This is a genomic window from Streptomyces sp. NPDC034099 (assembly GCF_055575415.1).
In genome coordinates this window covers 130,659-154,180 of sequence record NZ_JBVISR010000015.1, presented here as the reverse complement: position 1 = coordinate 154,180, position 23,522 = coordinate 130,659, and the positions used below count along the sequence as shown (strand labels likewise).

The 23,522-nt window shown below is 72.5% G+C and carries 20 protein-coding genes; 9 read left to right on the top strand and 11 right to left on the bottom strand.

The window, feature by feature from the left end:
* Positions 1–22: 22 nt before the first annotated feature.
* The 10 genes from ACZ56V_RS33260 to ACZ56V_RS33215 all read right to left on the bottom strand — a co-directional run bounded on the left by ACZ56V_RS33260 (position 23) and on the right by ACZ56V_RS33215 (position 11,465).
* Positions 23–1,372 (bottom strand): formimidoylglutamate deiminase, encoded by a 1,350-nt coding sequence (locus ACZ56V_RS33260; protein ID WP_398915724.1) that lies wholly within the window; start codon positions 1,370–1,372, stop codon positions 23–25.
* A complete protein-coding gene (locus ACZ56V_RS33255) occupies positions 1,369–2,586 on the bottom strand; it encodes an allantoate amidohydrolase (RefSeq protein ID WP_467379804.1) in 1,218 nt (405 codons plus the stop codon). Before ACZ56V_RS33255 ends, ACZ56V_RS33260 begins: the two co-directional genes overlap by 4 nt.
* Positions 2,583–4,274, bottom strand: coding sequence for a urocanate hydratase (gene hutU / locus ACZ56V_RS33250; RefSeq protein ID WP_398915720.1), 1,692 nt, complete (start codon positions 4,272–4,274; stop codon positions 2,583–2,585). The genes ACZ56V_RS33255 and hutU overlap by 4 nt, the downstream gene beginning before the upstream one ends.
* Before the next feature lie 596 nt (positions 4,275–4,870).
* Positions 4,871–5,458 carry a hypothetical protein gene (locus tag ACZ56V_RS33245; RefSeq protein ID WP_468947360.1) on the bottom strand — a complete coding sequence of 196 codons (588 nt, stop codon included), beginning with the start codon at positions 5,456–5,458 and terminating at the stop codon, positions 4,871–4,873.
* 156 nt (positions 5,459–5,614) lie between these two features.
* Positions 5,615–6,493, bottom strand: a complete 879-nt coding sequence (locus tag ACZ56V_RS33240; RefSeq protein ID WP_398915717.1) for a MurR/RpiR family transcriptional regulator — start codon at positions 6,491–6,493, stop codon at positions 5,615–5,617.
* 165 nt (positions 6,494–6,658) lie between these two features.
* Complete coding sequence (locus ACZ56V_RS33235) at positions 6,659–7,852, bottom strand: cytochrome P450 (RefSeq protein ID WP_398915715.1); 1,194 nt, start codon at positions 7,850–7,852, stop codon at positions 6,659–6,661.
* On the bottom strand, positions 7,849–8,778 hold the full coding sequence (locus ACZ56V_RS33230) for a hypothetical protein (RefSeq protein WP_468947358.1): 930 nt from the start codon (positions 8,776–8,778) through the stop codon (positions 7,849–7,851). The genes ACZ56V_RS33235 and ACZ56V_RS33230 overlap by 4 nt, the downstream gene beginning before the upstream one ends.
* Positions 8,775–9,449, bottom strand: coding sequence for a phosphatase PAP2 family protein (locus ACZ56V_RS33225; RefSeq protein WP_468947356.1), 675 nt, complete (start codon positions 9,447–9,449; stop codon positions 8,775–8,777). The genes ACZ56V_RS33230 and ACZ56V_RS33225 overlap by 4 nt, the downstream gene beginning before the upstream one ends.
* Positions 9,446–10,342: a methyltransferase domain-containing protein gene (locus ACZ56V_RS33220; RefSeq protein WP_468947355.1), complete on the bottom strand. Its 897-nt coding sequence runs from the start codon at positions 10,340–10,342 to the stop codon at positions 9,446–9,448. Before ACZ56V_RS33220 ends, ACZ56V_RS33225 begins: the two co-directional genes overlap by 4 nt.
* A gap of 13 nt (positions 10,343–10,355) precedes the next feature.
* Positions 10,356–11,465, bottom strand: a complete 1,110-nt coding sequence (locus ACZ56V_RS33215) for a transmembrane-type terpene cyclase (protein WP_398915707.1) — start codon at positions 11,463–11,465, stop codon at positions 10,356–10,358.
* A 743-nt stretch (positions 11,466–12,208) separates the two neighbouring features.
* On the opposite strand from ACZ56V_RS33215, the gene ACZ56V_RS33210 reads away from it, so the two are divergent.
* From ACZ56V_RS33210 to ACZ56V_RS33170, 9 genes are all read left to right on the top strand, one after another.
* Positions 12,209–13,120, top strand: coding sequence for a TauD/TfdA family dioxygenase (locus ACZ56V_RS33210; RefSeq protein ID WP_468947352.1), 912 nt, complete (start codon positions 12,209–12,211; stop codon positions 13,118–13,120).
* 121 nt (positions 13,121–13,241) lie between these two features.
* A complete protein-coding gene (locus ACZ56V_RS33205; RefSeq protein ID WP_467379791.1) occupies positions 13,242–14,126 on the top strand; it encodes a polyprenyl synthetase family protein in 885 nt (294 codons plus the stop codon).
* Positions 14,123–15,232 carry a Rieske 2Fe-2S domain-containing protein gene (locus tag ACZ56V_RS33200; RefSeq protein ID WP_398915701.1) on the top strand — a complete coding sequence of 370 codons (1,110 nt, stop codon included), beginning with the start codon at positions 14,123–14,125 and terminating at the stop codon, positions 15,230–15,232. The genes ACZ56V_RS33205 and ACZ56V_RS33200 overlap by 4 nt, the downstream gene beginning before the upstream one ends.
* The gene (locus ACZ56V_RS33195; RefSeq protein WP_468947350.1) at positions 15,229–16,230 is read left to right on the top strand and encodes a Rieske 2Fe-2S domain-containing protein; all 1,002 of its coding nucleotides are present in this window, start codon (positions 15,229–15,231) and stop codon (positions 16,228–16,230) included. The genes ACZ56V_RS33200 and ACZ56V_RS33195 overlap by 4 nt, the downstream gene beginning before the upstream one ends.
* 46 nt (positions 16,231–16,276) lie before the next feature.
* Positions 16,277–17,353, top strand: a complete 1,077-nt coding sequence (locus ACZ56V_RS33190; protein WP_467379786.1) for a Rieske 2Fe-2S domain-containing protein — start codon at positions 16,277–16,279, stop codon at positions 17,351–17,353.
* On the top strand, positions 17,346–19,730 hold the full coding sequence (locus ACZ56V_RS33185) for a PEP/pyruvate-binding domain-containing protein (protein ID WP_468947348.1): 2,385 nt from the start codon (positions 17,346–17,348) through the stop codon (positions 19,728–19,730). Before ACZ56V_RS33190 ends, ACZ56V_RS33185 begins: the two co-directional genes overlap by 8 nt.
* On the top strand, positions 19,727–20,695 hold the full coding sequence (locus tag ACZ56V_RS33180; protein ID WP_398915693.1) for a lysylphosphatidylglycerol synthase transmembrane domain-containing protein: 969 nt from the start codon (positions 19,727–19,729) through the stop codon (positions 20,693–20,695). Before ACZ56V_RS33185 ends, ACZ56V_RS33180 begins: the two co-directional genes overlap by 4 nt.
* A complete protein-coding gene (locus ACZ56V_RS33175) occupies positions 20,692–21,147 on the top strand; it encodes a protein-tyrosine phosphatase family protein (RefSeq protein ID WP_398915691.1) in 456 nt (151 codons plus the stop codon). Before ACZ56V_RS33180 ends, ACZ56V_RS33175 begins: the two co-directional genes overlap by 4 nt.
* A 98-nt stretch (positions 21,148–21,245) precedes the next feature.
* Positions 21,246–21,677: a hypothetical protein gene (locus tag ACZ56V_RS33170; protein ID WP_468947346.1), complete on the top strand. Its 432-nt coding sequence runs from the start codon at positions 21,246–21,248 to the stop codon at positions 21,675–21,677.
* 365 nt (positions 21,678–22,042) lie between these two features.
* On the opposite strand, the gene ACZ56V_RS33165 is transcribed toward ACZ56V_RS33170, so the two are convergent.
* The gene (locus tag ACZ56V_RS33165; RefSeq protein ID WP_398915690.1) at positions 22,043–23,428 is read right to left on the bottom strand and encodes a cystathionine beta-synthase; all 1,386 of its coding nucleotides are present in this window, start codon (positions 23,426–23,428) and stop codon (positions 22,043–22,045) included.
* Positions 23,429–23,522 lie beyond the last annotated feature (94 nt).

The window sequence follows — 23,522 nt, the reverse complement described above, 5'->3', positions numbered from 1 at the left end:
TCGTGGGGGCGGGGTCGGGTGGTCAGGCGCGCAGGGCTTCGACGGCCCGCGCCAGGGCCTGCGGCACATCCGGTACGAGGGCGTGCGCCCCGTCGCGTACGACGTGCCGCCCGCCCACGACCGTGTGCCGTACGTCCGCTGCCGTCGCGGCGAATACGGCCGTCTCGGCGCCGAGCCTGGGCAGCGGCCCCGCGGTCCTGACCGAGTCCAGCGCGATCGTCGTGAGGTCGGCGCGGGCTCCGGCCTCGATGCGGCCGGTGTCGTCCCAGCCGAGGGCGGCGTGGCCGTCGGCGGTGGCGGCACGCAGCAGTGCGGCGGCGGTCCAGTGGCCGCGGGCGCGGGTGCGCAGGCGCTCGTTCAGCTCCATGGCGCGCGCTTCCTCCAGCAGATCGACGACGGCGTGGCTGTCGGAGCCGAGGGAGAGCGGGGAGCCCGCCCGCTGGAGGGCGGGGGCGGGTCCGATGCCGTCGGCGAGGTCCCGTTCCGTGGTGGGGCACATGCAGGTGCCGGTGCGGCTGCCGCCGAGCAGGGCGATGTCCTCGTCGGTGAGGTGGGTGTTGTGGACGCCGGTGGTGCGGGCGCCCAGCACACCGTGGTCGGCGAGGAGCCGGGTGGGCGTGCAGCCGTGGGCCTGCCGGCAGGCGTCGTTCTCTGCGGTCTGCTCGGACAGGTGCACATGCAGCGGGGCCCGCCGCGCCTCCGCCCACTGCGCCACGGTCTCCAACTGCTCCGCGGGCACGGCCCGTACGGAGTGGATCGCGGCCCCGATCCGTGCGTGATCCCGTTCCTTGAGAACTGAACAGCGTTCGGCCCAGGCCTGAGCCGTGCCGTCGGAGAAGCGGAGCTGGTGGGTGTTGGGGGGCTCGCCGAAGCCGGAGGACAGGTAGCAGGTGTCGAGGAGGGTGATGCGGACACCGGCTTCGGCGGCGGCCTCGATCAGGGCCTCGCCCATCGCGTTGGGGTCGGCGTAGGGGGTGCCTCCGGGCGCGTGGTGGACGTAGTGGAACTCGCCGACGGTGGTGATGCCGGCCAGTGCCATCTCGGCGTACACGGCGCGGGCGAGGGCGCGGTAGGTGTCCGGGGTCAGCCGGTCGGCGACGGAGTACATCACCTCGCGCCAGGTCCAGAAGGTGCCGGAGCCGACCTGCACGGTGCCGCGCAGGGCCCGGTGGAAGGCGTGCGAGTGGGCGTTGGCCAGTCCCGGCAGGGTCAGTCCGCGCAGGATCTCGGCGCCGGGCGGCGGGGTGGCGACGCCCTGGTGGACGGCGGTGATGCGGCCGTCCGCCACCTGCACGGCGACGTCCGGCTCGACATGGGTGCCGAGCCAGGCGTGCTCCAGCCAGTACGTGCGGGTCCGCTCGGAGGTGGTCACGTGCAGGCCAGCCCTTCCAGTACGTCGGCGAGTGCGTTCACCCCGGCCACGCAGTCGTCCTCGGCGGCGTACTCGGCCGGGGAGTGCGAGACGCCGGTGGGATTGCGTACGAACAGCATGGCGGTCGGGATGCGGTCGGAGAGGATTCCGGCGTCGTGTCCGGCGCCGGTGCCGAGGACGGGGACCTTCAGTTCCGTCTCCGTGCCCAGGATGCGGGCGAGTTCGTCGCGCAGGGCGTGGTCGAAGTCGACGACGGGCGTGAAGGACTCGCGGACGACGTCGAGGTCCACGCCGTGGGCGGCGGCGTACTCGCGGGCGGCCTTCTCGATGCCGGTGACCACGGTGTCCAGGCTCGCCTGGTCGGCGGCGCGGGAGTCGAGCCAGCCGCGCACCAGGGAGGGGATGGCGTTGACGCCGTTGGGTTCGACGCCGACCTTGCCGAAGGTGGCGACGGCACCGGCGAGTTCGGCCTCGCGGCGGGCGGCGAGGACGGTTTCGGCGTACGGCAGCATCGGGTCGTGCCGGTCGGCGATGCGGGTGGTGCCGGCGTGGTTGGCCTCGCCGCGGAAGTCGAACCGCCAGCGTCCGTGCGGCCAGATGGCGGAGGCGATGCCGATCCGGTCGCCGGACAGGTCGAGGGCGCGGCCCTGTTCGACGTGGAGTTCGACGAAGGCGCCGATGCGGGCGAGCCGTTCGGGATCGGGGCCGAGGGTGTCCGGGTCGTACCCGGCGGACTCCATGGCCCGCGGGAGGGTGATGCCGTCGCCGTCGGTGAGGCGGTGGGCCTGCTCGACGGTGAGCGCGCCGGAGGTGAGCCGGGAGCCGACGCAGGCGAGGCCGAAGCGGGCGCCCTCCTCGTCGCCGAAGTTGACGATGCCCAGCGGCCTGGTGAACCGCGCTCCCCGCCCGCGCAGTTCGTCCAGGGCGGCGAAGGCGGAGACGACGCCGAGGGGGCCGTCGAAGGCGCCGCCGTCGGGCACGGAGTCCAGGTGGGACCCGGTGACGACGGCGTTCCCGGCGGCCGGGTCGCCGAGCCAGGCCCACTGGTTGCCGTTGCGGTCGGTCTCGTAGGTGAGCCCGCGTGCCTCGGCCTGCTCCTGGAACCAGGTCCGGCAGTCGGCGTCGGCGCCGGTCCAGGCGTAGCGGCGATAACCGCCGGAGGCGGAGCTGCGGCCGACCGGCAGCAGCTCCGCCCACATGCTGTGGAAGCTCACGCGCCGTCACCTTCGCGCGCGTCGCTGCCCTCGCGGCCCTCGCGCATCGGCACCCGCACGCCCCGCTCCCCGGCGACCGACTCGGCGATGTCGTACCCGGCGTCGACGTGCCGGATGACGCCCATGCCGGGGTCGTTGGTGAGGACCCGGCGGATCTTCTCCCCGGCGAGCGGGGTGCCGTCGGCGACGGTGACCTGCCCGGCGTGGATGGAGCGGCCCATGCCGACGCCGCCGCCGTGGTGGAGGGAGACCCAGGAGGCGCCGGAGGCCACGTTGACCATGGCGTTGAGCAGCGGCCAGTCCGCGATGGCGTCGGAGCCGTCGAGCATGGCCTCGGTCTCGCGGTACGGGGAGGCGACGGAGCCGCAGTCGAGGTGGTCGCGGCCGATGACGATCGGGGCGGCCAGCTCGCCGCTCGCGACCATGTCGTTGAACCGCTCACCGGCCTTGTCGCGCTCGCCGTAGCCGAGCCAGCAGATGCGGGCGGGCAGGCCCTGGAAGTGGACCCGCTCCCCCGCCATCTTGATCCAGCGGGCCAGGGACTCGTTCTCCGGGAAGAGGTCGAGGATCGCCTTGTCGGTCTTGGCGATGTCGGCGGGGTCGCCGGACAGGGCGGCCCACCGGAAGGGGCCCTTGCCCTCGCAGAACAGGGGGCGGATGTAGGCCGGTACGAAGCCGGGGAAGGCGAAGGCCCGGTCGTACCCGGCGAGCTGGGCCTCGCCGCGGATGGAGTTGCCGTAGTCGAAGACCTCGGCACCGGCGTCCTGGAAGCCGACCATGGCCTCGACGTGCCGGGCCATGGACTCGCGGGCCCGGGTGGTGAAGCCGGCCGGGTCCTTTTCGGCGGCGTCGGCCATGTCCTCGAAGGCGATGCCGGTGGGCAGGTAGGCCAGCGGGTCGTGGGCCGAGGTCTGGTCGGTGACGATGTCGATCGGGGCGCCCATGGCGAGGAGCTGCGGGACCAGCTCGGCGGCGTTGCCGAGGACCCCGATGGACAGCGGCTTGCGCCGGTCCCGGGCCTCGGTGGCCAGCTGGAGGGCGTGGTCGAGGGAGTCGGCCCTGACGTCGAGGTAGCGGTGCTCGATGCGGCGGTCGATGGCGCGCGGGTCGCAGTCGACGCAGATCACGACGCCGTCGTTCATGGTGACGGCCAGCGGCTGGGCGCCGCCCATGCCGCCGAGGCCGGCGGTGAGGGTGATGGTCCCGGCGAGGGTGCCGCCGAACTTCTTGGCGGCGACGGCGGCGAAGGTCTCGTAGGTGCCCTGGAGGATGCCCTGGGTGCCGATGTAGATCCAGGAGCCGGCCGTCATCTGCCCGTACATGGTCAGGCCGAGGGCCTCCAGGCGGCGGAACTCCTCCCAGTTGGCCCAGTCGCCGACCAGGTTGGAGTTGGCGATGAGGACCCGCGGGGCCCACTCATGGGTCTGCATGACGCCGACCGGGCGGCCGGACTGGACGAGCATCGTCTCGTCCTGCTTGAGGGTGCGCAGCGTCCGCACCATCGCGTCGAAGGAGCGCCAGTCGCGGGCCGCCTTCCCCGTGCCGCCGTAGACGACGAGCTTGTCGGGGTGCTCGGCGACCTCCGGATCGAGGTTGTTCTGCAGCATCCGCAGGGCGGCCTCCTGCTGCCAGCCCAGCGCGCTCGGCTCGGTACCGCGTGGCGCTCGGACAGGACGAGGTCCGGACATGGTCTGCCTCCTGGTGGCTTGCTCCCGGCGGATTGTTGCTACGGATATTCATATCCTCGCCTCCTGAATAGAGCTAGTCAACAGGGCCGTGCCCCGCGCGGTGCGGGTGCGAGTGCGGGAAGAGGGCGTCAGGGCAGGCTGCAGCGTCGTGGAGACGCACGTGAGTGACGGCGCGGCGGCCGTCGGGCAGGGGCTGCTCGGGGGCCTCGATCCCCGGTGACGGCGCGGGGGACGCCCATGCTGCCCGCCTTGGCGGGGCGAGCGGCTCCGCGGCGCGGGCGGCTTCGCTGGTTCCGGCGTCGGCGCGGGCAACCCCAGGGGCCGAAGCGCCTCGACATCCCGGCCCGCCACTACCGGGCGGGCGCCGCGCACCGCGCCCGCGCATGCGGGCCCATGCTGCCCGCCTTCGCGGGGCGAGCGGCTCCGCGGCGCGGGCGGCTTCGCTGGTTCCGGCGTCGGCGCGGGCAACCCCAGGGGCCGGAGCGCCTCGACGCCCCGGCCCGCCGCTACCAGGCGGGCGCCGCGTACCGCGCCCGCGCATGCGTCAAGACCGGCACCCGTGTCAGACGGGCACCGCCCTCAGACCCGCACCGCCGTCAGACGGAGACCACCGTCTTGCGCCTCGCTCCACCCGGTGCCGCGTCGCCCGCCGCGATGCCCGTGCTGCGGTAGGCCTTGACCGTCTTGCCCGCGGGGCGGCCGGCGTTGTCGGCGAGCCAGTCCACCCGGACCCACAGCAGGGCGTCCTCGGCCTGTTCGCGGCGGCCGATCCAGGCGGACTTGAGCCACAGCCCGGCGCCGCAGCCGGCCAGCAGCAGCCCGCCGGCCGCGGGCACGGCGAAGGCGCCGCCGAGGGCGGCGAGGAAGGCGAGGAGCAGCCACCAGCGGTGGCCCCGGCGCCAGTTGCGCACGGTGACCCGGCGGTCCTGAAGCACGTCGTGCTTGCCCGCGCGGGCGGCCGAGCCGGCCAGGGCGGTGTAGCGCCGCCGCCGCACCCACGCCACGACGGCCGCGGCGACGATGAAGAGCGCGGCGCCCGCCAGCACCCCGATCCGACGTCCGGTGAGCCCCGGCACCAGCACGCCGATGCCCGCCGCGAAAACGCCCAGCCACCACAGTGGTGCGGCGCCCGCCCGTACGACGACGGCGACCCGAGCCAGCCCCACCTGTCCTCCGCGCGCCACGTCCTGCCTCCTGTCTCGTTCCTGCCTGTGCGATGCGTCTGAAGGGTGTGTCAGGCGCCGCACTGTAACGGGGCAAGCTGAGACGAACCTGAGAACCCGTCCGCCGTCCGGGTCACCTCCGGGGCACTCCCGGGGAACTCCCGGGGAACTCCCGGGTCAGTCCACGAAGAGCCCCCGCGCCGCGGCCTTGGCGTCGAACTCCTCCAACCGGGCCTGCGCGTCCGGCAGGTCGTCGCACATCGCCTCCAGCAGCACCCGGCCGAGCAGCATCGGCGCGCAGGCGGTGTCGAAGGCGAGGCCGGTTCCGACGGCGGCGGGCAGCAGCAGGTCGGACACCTTGGCGACCGGCGCGAAGGCGGAGTCGGCGACGGTCACCACCGTGAGCCCGGCCTCCTTGGCGTGGGCGAGCGCCTCGACGACCTCGCGCGGGTGCCGGGGCAGGGCGAAGCAGAGCAGCGTGCGCGCCCCGGCCCGGACGGCGGCGTCGACGCGGTCGTGGAGCATGGTGCCGCCCTCGCCGAGGAGCCGGACGTCCGGGTGGACCTTGGCCGCGAAGTAGGCGAAGCCGTGCGCCTGGGCGGCGGCGGCCCGCAGGCCGAGCACCGGCAGCGGCCGGCTCCCGGCGAGCAGCCGGCCCGCCTCCCGCACCGGCGCCGGGTCGGCCAGTACCTCCGCGAGGTGCCGCAGGTTCTCGATCTCGGCGGCCACGGCCTGCTGGTACTCGTTGACGGCGCCGGTGTCCGCGACCGGTTCCGCGGGGGCGACCTCGCGCAGATGGCGACGGAGCGCCGGGTAGCCGTCGAAGCCGAGGGCGACGGCGAAGCGGGTCACCGACGGCTGGCTGACCCCGGCCACCTCGGCCAGCTCGACGCTCGACAGGAAGGGCACCTCGGACGCGCGGCGCACCATACTGTGCGCGATGCGCCGCTGGGTCGGCGTCAGCCGGTGCCCCTCGAAGAGCGCCTGGAGCCGTGCGGCCGGGCTGTCGGTCCCGTCCGTCCCACCTCGCGCACCGGCCCCGCTGGTCCCGCTCATGGCCTGCTCCCCCTAGGTCTATTCACGTCACCCGGTCACTGCATACCGTTATACAGCGAGGCGCCGGAGGGCACGATGCCGAGGGACGGCCGAGAGCGTCCGCTCCAGTGCCGCCGGGGCCGTTCCCCGGGCCCTCGCCTCCTCGCCTCAGGCGGTACCGCCAGGTCAGAAACGGACCGCGAGACGTGCGGGCCCCCGGAGGCTCAGCAGTCCGTTCCAGCGGACCTCCTCGGCCTGTTCCAGGCCGGGGAAGCGGCGGACCAGCTCGCCGATGGCGATCCGGGCCTGGATCCGGGCCAGCGCGCCGCCGATGCAGTAGTGGGCGCCTCCGCCGAACGAGACGTGACGACGGGCGTTCTCGCGGTCCAGCCGCAGGCGGTCGGCGTCCGGGCCCCAGAACTCCTCGTCGCGGTTGGCCCCCGCCAGGCTCGCGAGGACCACCGAACCGGCCGGGATCTCGTGGTCGCCCAGTAGTTGGGCGTGGAGCGTGACGCGCCGGGCGAGGTGGACGGGCGGCTCGTAGCGGAGCAGTTCCTCGACGGCGTTGCGATCGAGGCCGGGTGTGGCGCGGAGGAGGCCGAGCTGGTCGGGATGGCGCAGCAGCGCGAGGATCCCGCCCGAGATCAGGTTGACGGTCGTCTCGTAGCCGGCGACGTAGATCATCGCGACCTGGGCGACCAGTTCGTCGTGGCTGAGCCGGTCGCCGTCGTCCTCCGCGTCGATGAGGGCGGTGAGCAGGTCGTCGGCGCGGTCCCGCCGCTTGCGGGAGATCGCGTCGGAGACCAGGTCCACCATCTCGGCGTCGGCTGCCTCGACATCGGCCTCGGCGCCGGCCCCGGGCTCTCCCAGTCGGATCAGCAGGCTGGTCAGCTCGCGCAGGCGCACGGTGTCGACCGGGGGCATGCCGAGGATCCGGGTGATCACGGCGAACGGGAGGGGGAAGGCGAGGGTTTCCACGAGATCCCCTCCCCCGGCCGAGTCCAGGCCGTCCAGCGCCGTGTCGACCAGGTCGCGCACCACCGGCTCGATGCCGCTCATCGCGCGGGGGGTGAACGCCTGGGAGACGAGCCTGCGCAGCCTGGTGTGGTGCGGGGGGTCCTGGTCGATCAGCGCGAGCCCCTTGAGGCGCGGCGACCGGCGGGCGTCGTCGGCGCCCCGCGCGTTGCGTTTGTCGACGGAGTGGTCCGCGCGCAGCAAGACCTCCACGTCCTTGTACCGGGAAACCACCCAGAATCCCCCCGGGTGCGCATGCACCGGTGCGTGCCGGCGTATCTCGGCGTAGTGGGGGTGCGGGTCCTCCATGAATCCGTCGGAGAGCGGATTGAACATGACCGGTGTCCGACGCGTCGCGCCGCTCATGAGGTGTGTCCTCTCTCGATGTGGGGCGGTAAGGGGACGGGCGTGGGCGAGGCCGGCGTCCTGCCGCGCCGGTACGCCGCCGCGGCGAGCGCGCCCACGGTCAGCGCACCGCCCACGGCGACGCCCTTGCGCAGGCCCGTGCCGAAGGGGGAAGCAGGCGCGGGGGCAGGGCGGTGGCCGGCGGTCCGGGGGTACGGCCCCACGGCTTCCGCGTAGCGGCGCCGGCAGACGTCGGCGATCCGTGCCCGCCGCTCGGGCGGCAGCGCCGACAGGCGCTCCAGGAACATCGCCTCGTAGCGGTCGACCTCGCGTCGAAGCTCCGTGGCGGCCGCGTCCCCGAAGAGTTCCACGAAGGCGGCGTAGACGTTCAGGGTGCCCGCGGCGACGTCCTGCTCGTAGTGCCGCAGGTCGTTGGCGATGTCGGCGAGCACCTCCACCGGCCAGAGCAGGTCCCGGGTCGCCGGATCCATCGGACGCCCGCGCAGGGCGAAGGTCATGGCGCGCAGCAGGCGCACGTCGGTGGGCCGCAGCTCGACCATGGCGAGGACGTCCTCCCGGGTGGCGGTGCCGCGCGACGTGGTGCCGTTCTCCAGCCGGATGAACCGCTCCGCCTCGTCGACGAGGAAGGCCACATCGTCGTTCCACGCCCTCAGGAGCCGCAGCGCCTTCTCGAAGGCCCTCTTGTAGGTGTGGAACGCCTCGTAGTCGCTGCCCCGCACGGCGTCGAGGTCCACCGCCGCGTTCCGTTCGGCCAGCGAGTCGACGCGATAGACCAGGTACTCGACGCCGAGCAGCACGGGCGTCAGCCGCAGGCGCTGTCGGCGCGGCACCTCGTCCACTACGTAGTACATCCCCAGGACGTAGTCCCGCACGATGCCCGCGGCCTTCCCCAGGGGAGTCGCCGCCAGGCCGGCCGGAGTGTTCATCTGGCTTCCCTTCCGCAGGAGTTCGGATCTCGGGCGTCGAGGCCCCAGGCGACCGCACAGCCGACCGTCAGTCCCAGCAGGCAGCCCCCCGCGACGTCGGCGGCGTGGTGGGCTTCGGCCAGGACGCGGGAGACGCCGACGGCCGACACGAGGAGCGCGCCCGCGCCCAGGGACAGCCACCACCGCCACGTGCCCCCGCGCACCATCACCAGCACCACCACCAGGACGAGGGTCGCGGAGGCCATGTGGCCGGACGGGAAGCTGAACCCGGCGTCCTGGGGCCCGCCGTCGGCCGGGACCGGGGCGGGCCGCCCCACCAGGGGTTCGAGCAGCATCTCGGCGGCGAACTGCACGCTCAGTGCGGCCAGCACCCAGAGGGCGGCGCCGAGGCGCCGACGCCACAGCAGCAGGCCGAGGACCCCGAGCACACCCGCGGCGAGCAGGGCCGAGCCCGCCAGGTCCGCCCACCCGCCGGCGCCCGCCCAAGGCCCGTCCGGCGCCCCGAGCGAACGCTCGGCCCAAGCGCGGGCGTCGGCGTCGAACGTCCTGAGGGCATCGCTCCGGGCCGTCACCTGCACGGTCAGCACCAGGAGCGCCACCGCCGAGACCGCCGATGCGACGAGGAGCCGGGAGGCGGCCACCGCCCGGGCCGGGGCCTCGGCCCCGGTCACGGGGCGGGCTCGGCGGGGGTGCCCGCGGCCGAGTCGGCGTCGCCGGGCTTCCTGGCCGTGACGACCTTGTAGCGCCAGGCGCCGGCGTCGAACATCCGGATCTGCGCCGCGGACGCGATCAGGTTGTCGGCCGGTACCGGAGCCAGCACTCCGATCCGCCGGAAGGCCGGGGCGGTGGGGCCGAGCAGCCGCACCAGCCATCCCAGCCGCCGCAGCGAGGGGGCGACATGGTGGGAGATGTCGAGGATTCGTATCTCTTCGAAGCCCTGCTTGCGCAACAGCCGCTCGTACTCGGCCTCCGAGAGCAGACCGGGCATCGCCCACCCCTGGCACCAGGTCCGCAGCTCGTCCTCCTCGGCCGGGGTGAGCGCGGGGTCCTCGCGGACCAGGTACTCGGCGATCATCAGCCGGCCGCCGGGAGCCAGCACCCGGTGGGCCTCGCGGACGAAGGCCTCCTTGTCGTCGACGTGAACGACGCTCTCCAGCGCCCATACGACGGTGTGCGAGCCCGCGGGGAGCCCGGTGTCGGTGAAGTCGGCCTCCACGAACTCCACGTTGTCCTCGACGCCCGCCCGACGGGCAGCCTCCCGGGCGGCCGTGACCTGGAAGGGGGTGATGTTCACGCCGGTCGCCCGGCAGCCGAACCGTTCGGCGATGCGGATCACGCACCCGCCGATCCCGCAGCCGGCGTCCATGATGCGGTCCTCGGGGGTGATCCCGACGACGGACGCCAGGTAGCCGGTCATACGCCGCAGTGCGGTGACGTGGTTCCGGATCCCCTGGTCGTAGAAGCCGAAGTGCAGGGCCCCGGCCTTCTCGCTGCGCCACAGGTGGCGGTAGTCCCAGCGTGTTCCCTCGAAGTAGTCGACGACCTGTTGGCGGCTCGCGTTCACGGGCATTCCCTTCCTAGAACCGGCGCCAGGGCGACATGCCGGCGGCTCGGAGACGGCGGTGGAGGAGGACGCAGTAGGCGGCGTCGAGGAGGAACGTCCACCCGTACATCACGTTGATCAGCGGGGTCAGCGGGTACGAGCGGTTGCCCAGCGCCTTGCGCCCGAAGTCGGACCAACTCGTCGGCCAGGTCCGCTGCGGCGAGGTGGTGACGGTGAGTGCCGTGGCGATCCAGGCGCACAGCGTGCCCAGCCACTTGCCGAGGGCGATGTACATCGACTGGCCGGCGGGCGACCCGCGGTCCTCCAGCATCTTGATGTACAGGATCGACATCATCAGGTTGATCCCGAACCCGGTGTACTCCCCGTCGGGATCGGCCAGGTCGATGAAGGCGTGGTAGTTGACCGACAGGGCGACGGCCACGAACAGGCCGAACAGCGGGCGGAAGTAGCGCCCGAGCGCGCTGTCCGGGAACTGCGCCGCGCCGTACTTCCACACCTGCCAGGCGATCACGGCGTCGACCAGGAACCCGAAGATGCTCGCGGTGTGGAAGTAGTCACCCAGCGGGTCGAGGAGGAAGCCGTAGGCGAACTCCCAGGTCAGGTTGGCGAAGAGAGCGGCGAGCGGCACGCCGTAGGTCTGGTCGGCGAAGCCCCGGTAGATGATCGCCACGTAGGCGACCAGCCAACCGACCACGCACAGCATGCCGAACAGGACGACGGCGCTCGACACTCCGTCGGCCGCGGCCTCCTCCTCGTGCCGTTCGGACGCCGGTTCCGGATAGTCGCCCCAGGCGGGGGCGCAGTGGAGTGCCACCGCCCGCTGGAGCCGTTCCCGGTCCGCGGCGCCGACGGACTGCAGCCGTTTCTCCAACTGGGCCCTTAAGTCGGCCACTTCATCGCGCAGCCGGTCCGCGGCCGCGGCACCGTGGGTGTCGATGAAGGCCGCGTAGATGTTGGTGCGCTTGATCGCCTCGGGGCCGGTCGCGTACCGCGTCACGTCCCACGCGACATAGGCCAGGGTCTCGGCGGGCCGGAGCGCCTCGCGGAGCGCCTCGGCACCGGGGCGGTCCCACGACCGGCCGAGGTCGCGGACGAGGCGCAGTTCGCTGGGGGCCAGTTCCATGAGGCGCCGCAGCTGCCTCGGTTCCGCGACCCCCCGGCGGACCGCGAATTCGGTTTCGGCCAGTTCCGCGATGTCCTGATGCAGCTGCGCGCCCTCGGGAATACGGGCGCAGAGACGTGCGAGAACTCTTTCGATACAGGCGTCCCTAAGCCCTGAAAGTTGGCCGAAAATCCGCCCTCCCACAGGCTCCGGAGCAAGGGACGCGAGACGTCCGCGTTTCATCGCGGATGCCAGGTAGCGCACTGTCAAGCGCGCGGGCGTGGCCTGAAGTTGCCATTTCAGGGAGGACCCGAGGACAGGGCGGTGGATGCCTTCACCGACGGCCGTTTCGGTACCGCGGCGCAACGGCGGGGCGACTTGGGCGACGGCCGAGGTCAACAGGCGTTTGACCCGCCCAGAAGCCGACAACCTCAGGGTTCTGATGCTGCTCAATCCAGCCTCCTAGAGCCGAAACCGCATGATCCATATGGCCTGCGGGCGCACAACCACCGTGGCGGAAGGGGAAATTCCGGGTTGCGGCCGTCCGAACGGGTGGTCAATATGGTGTACCATATCGACTTCTACAGCTCAGGCTCAGCTGCAAGACCTGCCGCAAATGGTTGTCGTCCAGACCACGGGGGTATGCATTGGACGCCGTTTTAGAGCATTCGCTGTCCGCCGCAGAAGCAGATGAATTACACGCGACAGCCCGTGCCGCGCTGACCGCCCAAGGATCGCCTTCGATTCCCTCCTTCTACAAGGGAGTGGAAGAGTACGCCCGTCGAATACCGGCGTCGCTGCGTGCCGTTCTGCAGGAAATCCGGGAATCCCCCACGCTGTGCGCGCTGCGCATCTCGGGCGTTCGGGTGGACCCGGACCGGTGCGGGCCCACCCCGCTCACCTGGCAGGAAGGCCTGGACGACACCCGCCAGGATCCGGAGGAGGCGCAACTGGCCCTGGCGGCCTCCTGCTTGGGCGCGATCTTCGCGTGGCCCACCATCCAGCGCGGACGGATGGTGCAGAACCTGGTCCCCGTCGAGAGCGACCGCCAGGAGCAGAGCGGTCACGGCTCGGTCGCCCTGGAGTGGCACACGGAGGACGGCTTCCACCAGGACCGGTGCCGCTACCTGGCACTGCTCGGCATCCGGAATCCCGACGGCGTGCCCACCACGATCGGCAGCGTCCACGCCGTGCGGCTGAGCGAACGCCACCGGTCCGTGCTGCGCGAGAAGCGCTTCCTGATCCGCCCGGACCTGGAGCATCTGCGCCAGCTGGCCGACTACGCTCCCGGCAGCGAGATCCTGCGGCGCGCCCACGCGATGAACGAGGACCCGGAGCCGGTCGCCCTCCTCTTCGGCACTCCCGGCTCCCCGTGCCTGCGGATCGACGCGCCCTACACCACCGCGTTGCCCGGCGACGACGAGGCCGCCGAAGCCCTGGCCGCGATCGTCGACGAGCTGAGCCGCGCCCAACGGAACCTGGTGGTCGGCGAGGGAGACGTGCTCATCGTGGACAACTACCGCGCCGTGCACGGCCGTCGTGCCTTCCAGCCGCGATACGACGGCACGGACCGCTGGCTGAAGCGGCTGAGCGTGGCCGGCGACAGCACGGTGACCGGCCCGGCCGACCATCGGTCGCTGTCCCGCAGCGCACCTGGCCGGCCGTCATTTCTCTGAGCAAGAGGTCCTGGCGACCGGCCGCACCACGTCCGTACCCAGTCAGTCGATGACTCGTTCAGCGAATACACGGGGGAAGTGAACGCTCATGTCATTGCCCGTAGGCAACACCCAGGAGGACGTGGACTATCCCGTCCCGATGGAGAATTTCCGCCGCCAGGTGAACGAACGGCTGCGTTCCTCGGTGGACTCGGTGGGGCCGCCCAGGCTGCGTGAGGCGATGGCCTATTCCTTATTGGCCGACGGAAAGCGTATCCGGCCCACCCTGTGCCTGTTGGCCTTCGAGATGTTCGACACCGATGTGGCCACTGCACTGCCCACGGCCTGTGCCCTGGAAATGCTGCACACGGCGTCGCTCATCCACGACGACCTGCCGTCCATGGACGATGACGACTTCCGCCGCGGCAGCCCCTCCAATCACCGGGTTTTCGGTGAGGGAATGGCACTGCTGGCAGGAGACGCGCTTCTCGCGTACGCGCTGGAGTTCATTCTCCACAACGCCGAAACCCTGCGTCCGGAGAAACTTCTGGGCGTCATGGCCAAACTGATCGAGGTGGTCGGCCCGTCCGGGCTTTCCGGCGGCCAGGCGCTCGACCTCCATTGCCAGGGACTCGACCAGGTCGACCCGTGGACCGTGGAGGAGATGCACATCAAGAAGACCGGGGCGCTCATCGAGGCCTCGGTGGTCACCGGGGCGATACTCGGAGGCGCGTCACAGGAGGACATAGCGCGTCTGACGACGTATGCCAGAGACCTCGGGCTCGCCTATCAGATCGTGGACGACATACTCGACGAGACGTCGACCTTCGACGAGTTCGGCAAGGAGGTCGGCCAGGACCGGGCCGCGGGGAAATGGACGTACCCCCGGCTGATGGGCGTGGAGAAGGCGCGGCAGCGGGTACGCGAACTGATCGCGCACGCCGTGTCGGAACTCGACGCCTTCGGCGAGCGCGCGTCCATGCTCCGGTGGGCCGCTCAGGTCGTCCACGACCGGGCCGCCGCATGATCGGCGCCGACGGCTCCGGGGAGGAGCTGGAGACCACTCCCGTCTCGGCCCTCCCGCCGAACCCCGCGGGGGCGAACATCGCCGCTTCCTGGTACGCGGCGATCAGAGGTTCGCGGCTGGGCAAGGGACCGCACCGGATGCGGCTGTTCGGACGCGAGGTGGTGCTGTGGCGTGACGGACGGGGAACGGCACGGTGCGTCACGGCGCACTGCCCCCACCAGGGCGCCAACCTGGGTCTGGGCGACGTCGTCGACGGGCAACTGCGCTGCCCCTTCCACCACTGGCGGTTCGACGGGAACGGCGCCTGCTCCGCCATCCCGGGCGTCTCGCGCATCCCCACGACCGCCCGGACGCGGTCCTACCCGACCCGCGAGGCGCACGGATTCGTCTGGGTCTGGTACGGATCCGCCGAGCCCCTCTTCGAACTGCCGGAGTTTCCCGCCCTTTCCGACAGGCCCCGCCGCTACCTCGGCTTCCACTACGACGACGCGACCACCGGGACGGTCCGGCAGCTGCTGGAGAACGCGGTCGACCACCAGCACTTCAGCGCCCTGCACGGACTCGACCTGGAGGAGGTGGATTTCCGCGTCCTGACCGCCCAGTCCGAGGCGGCGGACAACGGCCCGCCGCTGTCGCGGGACGACGCCTGGTTCGGCGTCCGGTTCTCCGGACGGCCGTGGCGGCCGCCGCTGCGCCGCGCCCCGTTCGCCTGGCTGACCGCCGTCGTCTCCACGTTCGCGATGGGCCGCCGCATGCAGTTGCTGGTCGACGGCTGGCCCGGTGGGCAGCGCTTCACGGCGTACGTGGACGGCACCGAGATCTACAAAGTGATCATGGGGATCGTCCCCGAGGGGGACCGGGCCACTCGGCAGGTCGGATGGGCCGGCGTGCGCCGCACGGGACGCTGGCACCGCACCCTCTTCCACTACGTCCTGTTCTGGGTCCAGAACCGGGCGGGGACCTTCCAGGACGTGCCCGTCTACGACTCGACCCGCAACGCTCAGCCCACGGTCTACGTGCGCTACGACAACGGGCTCCTCCGGTTCCGTCGCTACTACCAGTCATGGGTCGACCGCGCGGCGGCCGACGGAAAGGCCGGCACATGAGTCCCGCGCCGGTGCGGGGCCGGCCGCCCCGCGATCTCGAAGCCCCCCGCGACCTGGCGCGGGGATGGTACGTGGCCGAGCGCTCCACCCGGGTGGGACGGCGGCCCCGGCCGGCGGTCGTGGCCGGCACGGAAGTGGTGGTGTGGCGCACGGGCGACGGCGCTGCCGTGGTCATGGACCGTTTCTGCCCCCACCAGGGGGCCGCACTGGAGCTGGGCCGGGTGGTGGACGGGGATCTGCGGTGCGCGTTCCACCACTGGCGGTTCGACGGGGAGGGGACCTGCGTGGCCGCCCCGTCCACCCGGCGCGTGCCGCGCGGCACCACGGCCCGGGTCCACCCCTCCTGGGAGGGGCTCGGCTACGTCTGGACCTGGAGGGGCTCGGCGGAACCCGAGTACCCGCCGCCGGACTTCCCGCACCTCGGCCCGGCGGCGCCGGCCCACCGGCGCTACCGCTTCGCCTTCGACACCAACGCCACGGCCCGCCGGGTCCTGGAGAACGGCTTCGACCTGCCCCACTTCCCGGTGGTCCACGGCATCGCGGGAGACCTGCGGCTCACCTGGGACGCCGAGGAGAACAAACACACGATGGGGGCGCGCATCACCACGGACTCGATCGCCCTGCCCGCCCCCCTGGACAGGCGCCCCGGAGGTCTGGGACGGCTCTGCCTGCACCTGCGCTCGACGCCCTCGTACCAGGTGCTGACCTTCGAGCTCGACGACCGGCCGGTCGCACACGAGTTGCTGGCCGTGACGCCGGTGGCGCGGGACAGGACCACGATGCACGGCTGGACCGTCGTGCCACGGGCCGGCGGCCTGCTGGGCTCCGCCCCGGTCTTCTGGGCCTACCGGCTCCAGCACTGGTGGGGAACCCGGGCGGACCTGCGGATCTACCGGGACGCCGAGGAGACCGACGGCTCGATCAACACCCCGGACGACGAGGGCGTGCTGCGGTTCCGCCAGTTCCATCGCCACTGGACGGGGCGGGGGCCGCGATGAGGGACACGACGCGGGAACGGCGGCGGATCGACGAGGGGAAGAGCGGATGAGGCGGAAGACGTCGGAACGCCTGGCCGCGTCGGCCCGGCCGGTCACCAACCTCGCCTCGGGCTGGTACGTCGCGCTCCCCTCGGCCGAGCTGAGGAACGGGCCTCGCCGGGCCACCCTGTTCGGCACCGCCTACGTCGCCTGGCGCGGCGAGGACGGGCAGGCTCATGTGCAGGGTGCGGTCTGCCCGCACGCGGGCGCCGCCCTGTTCGGCGGCCGGGTGGTCGACGGCACCCTGGAATGCCCCTTCCACCGATGGCGGTTCGACGGGTCCGGGGCGTGCGTCTCGGTGCCGGGGAGGCGCCCGCCGGCCCGGGCCGCCGTCACCGCACTGCCCACGCGCGAGTGCTCCGGCTACGTGTGGGTGTGGTACGGAGCCGGGCCGCCCCGCTACGAACCGCCGGACCTGCCGGGACTCGAGGCCCGCCGGTTCCCGGGCATCCGCCGCTTCCGCCTGGCCGACCCGACCAGGGCCACCACCCGGCGGATACTGGAGAACACCTACGATCCCGACCACCTGGTGGCCCTGCACGGGCTGACGGTGGCCGGGGAGGCCAGGATCACCTTCCCCGCCGCGGGCGGGAAGGCGCTGAGCGGCGCCGTGCCGGGCGGCGGCGGCGCGACGGCGGCCGGCGGCGGCCCGGAGGACCGCTGCGACGCGACCCTGACCTGGCCCTCGTACCGGGGACCGCTGGGCACGGTGTCCAACGCGTTCGGGCTCAACGCCGACGAGTTCACCCTGCGGCTGCGCGGCTGGGCGAGCTGCCAGGAGATCGAGTACTTCGCCGACGGCCGGCGCCTGTACCGGATGGTCCTCGCCGTCACCCCGATCGGGGAGCACCACAGCGTCCAGCACATCAACGCCGCCGTGGACGCCGACGGTGCGGGGATCGTCGGGTGGCTGCGCTCACTGGTCCACCGCGCCGAGGTGCAGGTGGCCGCACGCCAGGACCTCCCGGTCTTCGACACCCTGCTGCCGGGGGACCGGCACGGCATCTACGTGCCCGGGGACGAGGCGGTACGGCGGTTCAGGCGGTTCTACCAACAGTGGGTGGAGTTGGCGCAGCGTGGCTGAGGACGTCGTGGATCTGATCGAGGCCGCCGAGCTGCCCCTGGAGCGGGTCGGGGGCAAGGCCAGGGGACTGGGCCGGCTGGTGGCGGCGGGATTCCCGGTGCCCCCCGGTTTCTGCCTCCCGGTGGATGCGTTCGCCGCCTCCGCGGACGGGGCGGAAGGAGAGGAGGAGGGCGCCGGGGGGTCGGGGCTGCTGCCCGACGCGGTCGCCCGGGCGCGAGCCCGCTGGGAGACCCTGAACGCCCCGCACGGCGTCGCCGTGCGGTCGTCGGCCACCAGCGAGGACGGCGCTACGAGCAGCGCCGCCGGCCAGTACGAGAGCGTGCTCGGGGTCCGCACCTTCGAGGAACTGCTGGCCGCCGTCGGCCGCTGCCGGCGCTCCCGGCACTCCGCCGGCGCCGAGGCCTACCGCGGCCGGATCGGCCTGGACGACGAGGCCCCGGCGATGGCCGTCGTGGTGCAGGCGATGGTGGCGCCGACCTGGGCCGGAGTGGTGTTCACGGCCGAGGGACCGGTGGCACGGGCCGATCACCTGGTTCTCGTGGAGGCGGTCGAGGGACTCGGCACCCGGCTCGTCGACGGGCTCGTGGAGCCGAACCGGGCGGCGTTCTCCCGTCGCGAGCCGCACGCGCCCGTGTTCAGCAACTCGTTCGGGGAACGGATGGGCGAGTCGGCGGGGCGTTCGGGTCCCCTCCGCGCACTGGTGCGGACCGCGCTGGCGGTGGAGGAGGCACTGGGCGGGCCGCAGGACATCGAATGGGCCCTGGCCGACGACGGACTGCACCTGCTGCAGGCCCGTCCGATCACCGCCGCCGTCCCGCATCCGACGCGCTTCGGCGACTGGGTGAGCGAGGTCCCCGGGGCACGGTGGGCCCGGATGAGCATCTGCGACTCGTGGTTGTCCGATCCGCTCTCCCCGCTCTTCGCGAGCACCCTCTTCCCGACGCTGATCGACCGGTGGGCGACCAACTGGGGTGGTCCCACCGCGCTGCGCAGGCGAAGCCCGCTGATCCCGGAGCCGATGCACGGAACCGTCAACGGCTTCGCCTACCTGCGGTTCGACTTCCCCCTGTCCCGGCATCCGCTGCGCACCCTGCGGCTCACCGCCCGGTGGCTGGGCTTCCACCTCTCGCGCGTCGAGCGACGCTGGCGCGGCGAAGTGCTGCCCGCGCTCCGGGACGGCCTGGAGCGGGCGCGGGACACGCCGCTCGCCGACCTTGCGCCGGCCGAGGTGCTGCGGCGGATCCGGACCGTGGAGGAGCTGAGCGCCCGCTACTGGGCGGTGATCGGTGGCCTCGCCTGGCACTGGAACACCTCCGAGTGGCTGCTGGACGCGGTCCTGGCACGCGGCGGCCGCCGCACCGCGGGACTGACGGCGGGCTCCCTGCTCGTGGGCGGGGAACGACTCGCCCACCAGGCCGATCGCGCCCTGGAGCGGATCGCGGCGGCCGATCCGGCGGCGGAGGAGGAGCTGCTCCGCGAGTACCTGGAGCGGTTCGGCCACCTGGTGTACAGCCTCGACCCGGCCGAGGCCACCGCGATCGACGACCCTTCGATGCTCCGCTCGGTCGTCGCCGGCCGCCGCGACGGCGGGGAGCCGGGCACCCGGGCGCCGTTGCCCGGGTCCGGTGGCGAGGGCGATCCGGTCCGCCGGCTCGGACGCGGGCCACTGGGCCGGACACGGCTGCGGATCTACCGCTGGGCGCACCACTGGAGCGGCGTACGGGACGAGGCACTGCACCACTTCACGCTGGGCTGGCCGTTCATGCGGGCGGGATATCTCGAACTCGGCGGCCGGCTGGTGCGCGCCGGTCTGCTCGACGCCGACGACGACGTCTTCTACCTGACCGGAGAGGAACTGAGCGGCTGGGTGAGTACGGGCGCCGGTGACGCCCACTGGCGCGACCTGGTGAGCGAGCGCCGGCTGCGGCGCCAGTGGCAGCGGCGGCTCAACCCGCCCGACGTGGTCCCCGCCGACGCCCGGATCATGCTCTTCGGGACGGACATCACCTCCCTGGCGCTCTTCGGTGTGGAGCGCCAGGAAGAGCGGGAGGACGGCCTGAGCGGATCCGCGGTGAGCCCGGGCAGCTACACCGGCCGGGCCCGGGTCGTCCACGAGATCGCGGAGGCGGACGCGCTGGAGCGGGGAGAGATCCTCGTCGTCCGTCAGGTGACACCGGCCTGGGCACCGCTCCTGGCCCGTGTCGGGGCGGTGGTGGCCGACGTCGGGGGCGCACTGTCGCACGGCTCGGTGGTGGCACGCGAGTACGGCATCCCGGCGGTGATGGGCGTCAGGACCGCGACGTCGCGGATCGTCACGGGGAACGTCGTGACCGTCGACGGCGACTCCGGCACCGTCCGGCTGCTGGGGGAAGCGTGACCTCGGCCGTACCCGCACCCAAGAACCGCGGCACGCGCGACCGGGTGGTCCGGGGCCTGCTGTTCGCCGCGGTGGCCGTGAGTCTGGTCTTCACCTTGCGGGGCATGGATCCCGACCACCTGTGGACGGCGCTGGCCGCGGCCGACCCTCGCTGGCTGGCCGTGGCCGTACTGGCCAACGTGGCCTCCCAGGTGACCCGGGCGCTCGGCTGGAACGCGATGTTCACCGAGTCCCGGATCCGGTTCCCCCTGCTGGTGCGGATCGAGTTCGCCGTCCAGGCGGCGGCGGCCGTCAGCCCGGAGGGGGTCGGTGAATTCGTCCGGGTCGGTTACCTCCTGCGCGAGGGGGTGACGCGGACGGTGACCGTCACGCTCATGCTGGTCCGCAAGTACTTCTCCAGCCTCGGCCTGGTGCCGTTCCTGGTGGTCCTCTGGTGGCCGGGCAGTGGAGTGCCCGGCTGGGCCGTGGCCGTCGCCTGGGCGTACCTGGCGGTGCTGACGGTGGAGTCCGTGCTGATCGTGCGGGTCGCGCGCACGCCGTCCGGCCCGGCACGGGAGGGCCGGCTGAGGCGGATCGTCTTCGACGCCCGCACCTCGCTCGGGCCGGTGCGCCGCCCGCGCGTCTTCTCCGAGGTGGGCGCGGCCGGGGTCGCCACCCGGGGGCTCGACCTCGTGGCGGCGACGGCCGTCGCGAAAGCCCTGGGCCTGGGGCTGTCGGCGGCCGTGCTGGTGCTCGTCCTGCTGTCGATCGAGGTGTCCAACATCCTGCCGACGCTGCCGGGGCAGCTGGGCACCTTCGAGGCGGCCGTCCTGGGCGCGACGGCGGGCGTCCTCGGTCAGGCGGAAGGGTTGGCCTTCGCACTGGTCTTCCATGCCCAACAAGTGCTTCCCCAGATTCCTCTGGGGATGATGGCAATGACCGGCAATTCATTGCTACGCGATCGATCGGAACGGAATTCAGGATGACCGAGTTATGGAACGCTGACACCCCCAAGCTGGTTGAGCTGCCCTCGGGCCGCAGGCTCAGGGGACGCGGTCTCCGTTACGACCTGCCGGAGGGACAGACGCCGACGTTCACCGTGCACCTGACGGATCACGAGCCGCCCAGCCCGCCGTGGGAGTCGGTCTGGGTGCCCTGGCGGGACTTCTGGCTCCCCGCCGACCCGATGGACGCGATGCGCAAGCTCCGCGACGCCTACGAGCGCGCGCCGGGCGAGCGCGTGGAGGTCTGCTGCGGGGGCGGCATCGGCCGGACCGGTACCGCGCTGTCGGCGATCTGCGTCTTCGAGGGCATGGACCCCAAGGAGGCGGTCAAGTGGGTGCGGCGCAACTACCACCCCCGTGCCGTCGAGGTGCCCTGGCAGCGGCGCTTCGTCCGCCAGGTCCACGCCGCGAGCACCGGAACCGGGCGGGCGTGACCTCGCCCCGCCCTCCCGGACCCCTACGGGAGGACCCCCGCCGGATACGGGGGCTGTCCCCAGTGCCGCCGCCTCCCCGGCCGCCTACCTTGAGTGGCATGACGGGAATGGACGCGCGGGACGCCGACCTCAAGAAGGAACTCGACGCCACCCTGCAGACCCGCAGGGAGCTGGGCGAGGAGTACGAGTCCGCGCTGGTCGACTCGTTCCTGGAGAAGGTCGACCAGCGCATCGACGGAGCGGTGGAGCGCCGGGTGCGCCGGCAGCTCGCCGTGCAGCAGATGACGGCCGCCCGGGACAGCCGGTCGCCCGGGCCCACGGACTCCTTCGGCGAGCGCTTCGGCTTCGGCATCGTCTCGCTGGTGCTCGCGATCCCGCTGTCCGCGATCGGCGGCGGCGTCGCGCACCTGCCGGGAATACTGGTCGCCTGGGCCGGCATCGTGGGGGTCAACGTCGTTCAGGTCGCCCGCACCAATCCGGACCTGTTCGGACGCCGCCGCAGGGACAGGGACGACGCCTGGGAGGGCTGAGGGCCGCGGCAGGGTCGGAGGGGGAAGACTGCGCGGGGACCGCCGCACCCCCATCGCTGGGGGGCGGGACGACGGCGGTCCCCGCGGGGGACGCGCGCGGTGCCGGGCCTCACGGCCGGGGCGGCGCGTCCGTGGCGTCCTCGGAGGTCCGGGAGCCGCTCCGGAAGGTCCGTGACGCCGTTCGGCGTCGGCGGGTCAGGGGAGCCTCCCCCGTGCTGAACGCCTGGGTGGTACCCCCACCTTCCCTGCCGACCCCCCATACTCTGCCGGTCCCGTGTTAAGTGACTGCTGCGCGCACATGACGCGCGCGTACCACTTCCGCGAAGTCCACGAAGATCACGGACCGGGTCGCGGACCCGCCCGCCCTACTTGCCCTTGGCGAGGAAGGACAGCAGGTCCTGCCGGCTCACCACACCGGTCGGCTTGCCCTCGACGAGGACGATCGCCGCGTCGGCACCGCCGAGCACCGACATCAGGTCCGCGACGGGCTCGCCGGAGCCGACCTGGGGCAGCGGGGCGGACATGTGCTTCTCCAGCGGGTCCTCCAGCGAGGCGCGCTTGGCGAACAGCGCGTCCAGCAGCTCGCGTTCCACGACCGAACCGACGACCTCGGCGGCCATCACGTCCGGGTGGCCGGCGCCGGGCTTGACGATCGGCATCTGCGAGACGCCGTACTCGCGCAGCACCTCGATGGCCTCGCCGACGGTCTCGTCCGGGTGCATGTGGACGAGGGAGGGGATGTGGCCGCCCTCCTTGTGGTTCAGCACCTCGGCGACGCGGGCGCTGGGGCCGGCGTCCTCCAGGAAGCCGTAGTCGGCCATCCACTCGTCGTTGAAGATCTTGCTGAGGTAGCCGCGCCCGCTGTCCGGCAGCAGCACGACCACCACGTCGTCCTCACCGAGCCGCGCCGCCACCTCCAGGGCCGCGACGACCGCCATGCCGCAGGAGCCGCCCACCAGCAGGCCCTCCTCCTTGGCGAGGCGGCGGGTCATCTGGAAGGAGTCCTTGTCGGAGACGGCGACGATCTCGTCCGCGACCTCGCGGTCGTACGCCGTCGGCCAGAAGTCCTCGCCTACGCCCTCGACCAGGTACGGGCGCCCGGAGCCGCCGGAGTAGACGGAGCCCTCGGGGTCGGCGCCGATCACCTTCACCGCGCCGTCACTGACGTCCTTCAGGTACCGGCCGGTGCCGGAGATGGTGCCGCCGGTACCGACGCCGGTCACGAAGTGGGTGATCTTCCCCTCGGTCTGCTCCCACAGCTCGGGGCCCGTGGAGTGGTAGTGCGAGAGCGGGTTGTTCGGGTTGGAGTACTGGTCCGGCTTCCAGGCACCCGGCGTCTCGCGGACCAGCCGGTCGGAGACGTTGTAGTACGAGTCGGGGTGCTCGGGGTCGACCGCGGTCGGGCAGACGACGACCTCGGCGCCGTACGCGCGCAGTACGTTGATCTTGTCGGTGGACACCTTGTCGGGGCAGACGAAGATGCACTTGTAGCCCTTCTGCTGGGCCACGATGGCGAGCCCCACGCCGGTGTTGCCGCTGGTCGGCTCGACGATCGTGCCGCCCGGCCGCAGCTCTCCGCTCTTCTCCGCGGCCTCGATCATGCGCAGGGCGATGCGGTCCTTCACCGAACCGCCCGGGTTGAAGTACTCCACCTTGGCCAGGACGGTGGCCCTGATCCCCTTGGTCACGCTGTTGAGCCGCACCAGCGGGGTGTTGCCGACGAGGCTGATCATCGAGTCGTGGAATTGCACCGTGGTCTCCGGATGCCGCAAATGAAGGGTCGATATCGGTACGGCCAGCCTATGGCCTGCGCGCCCGCGGATGCCCCGTGACGGTCGTTCACCC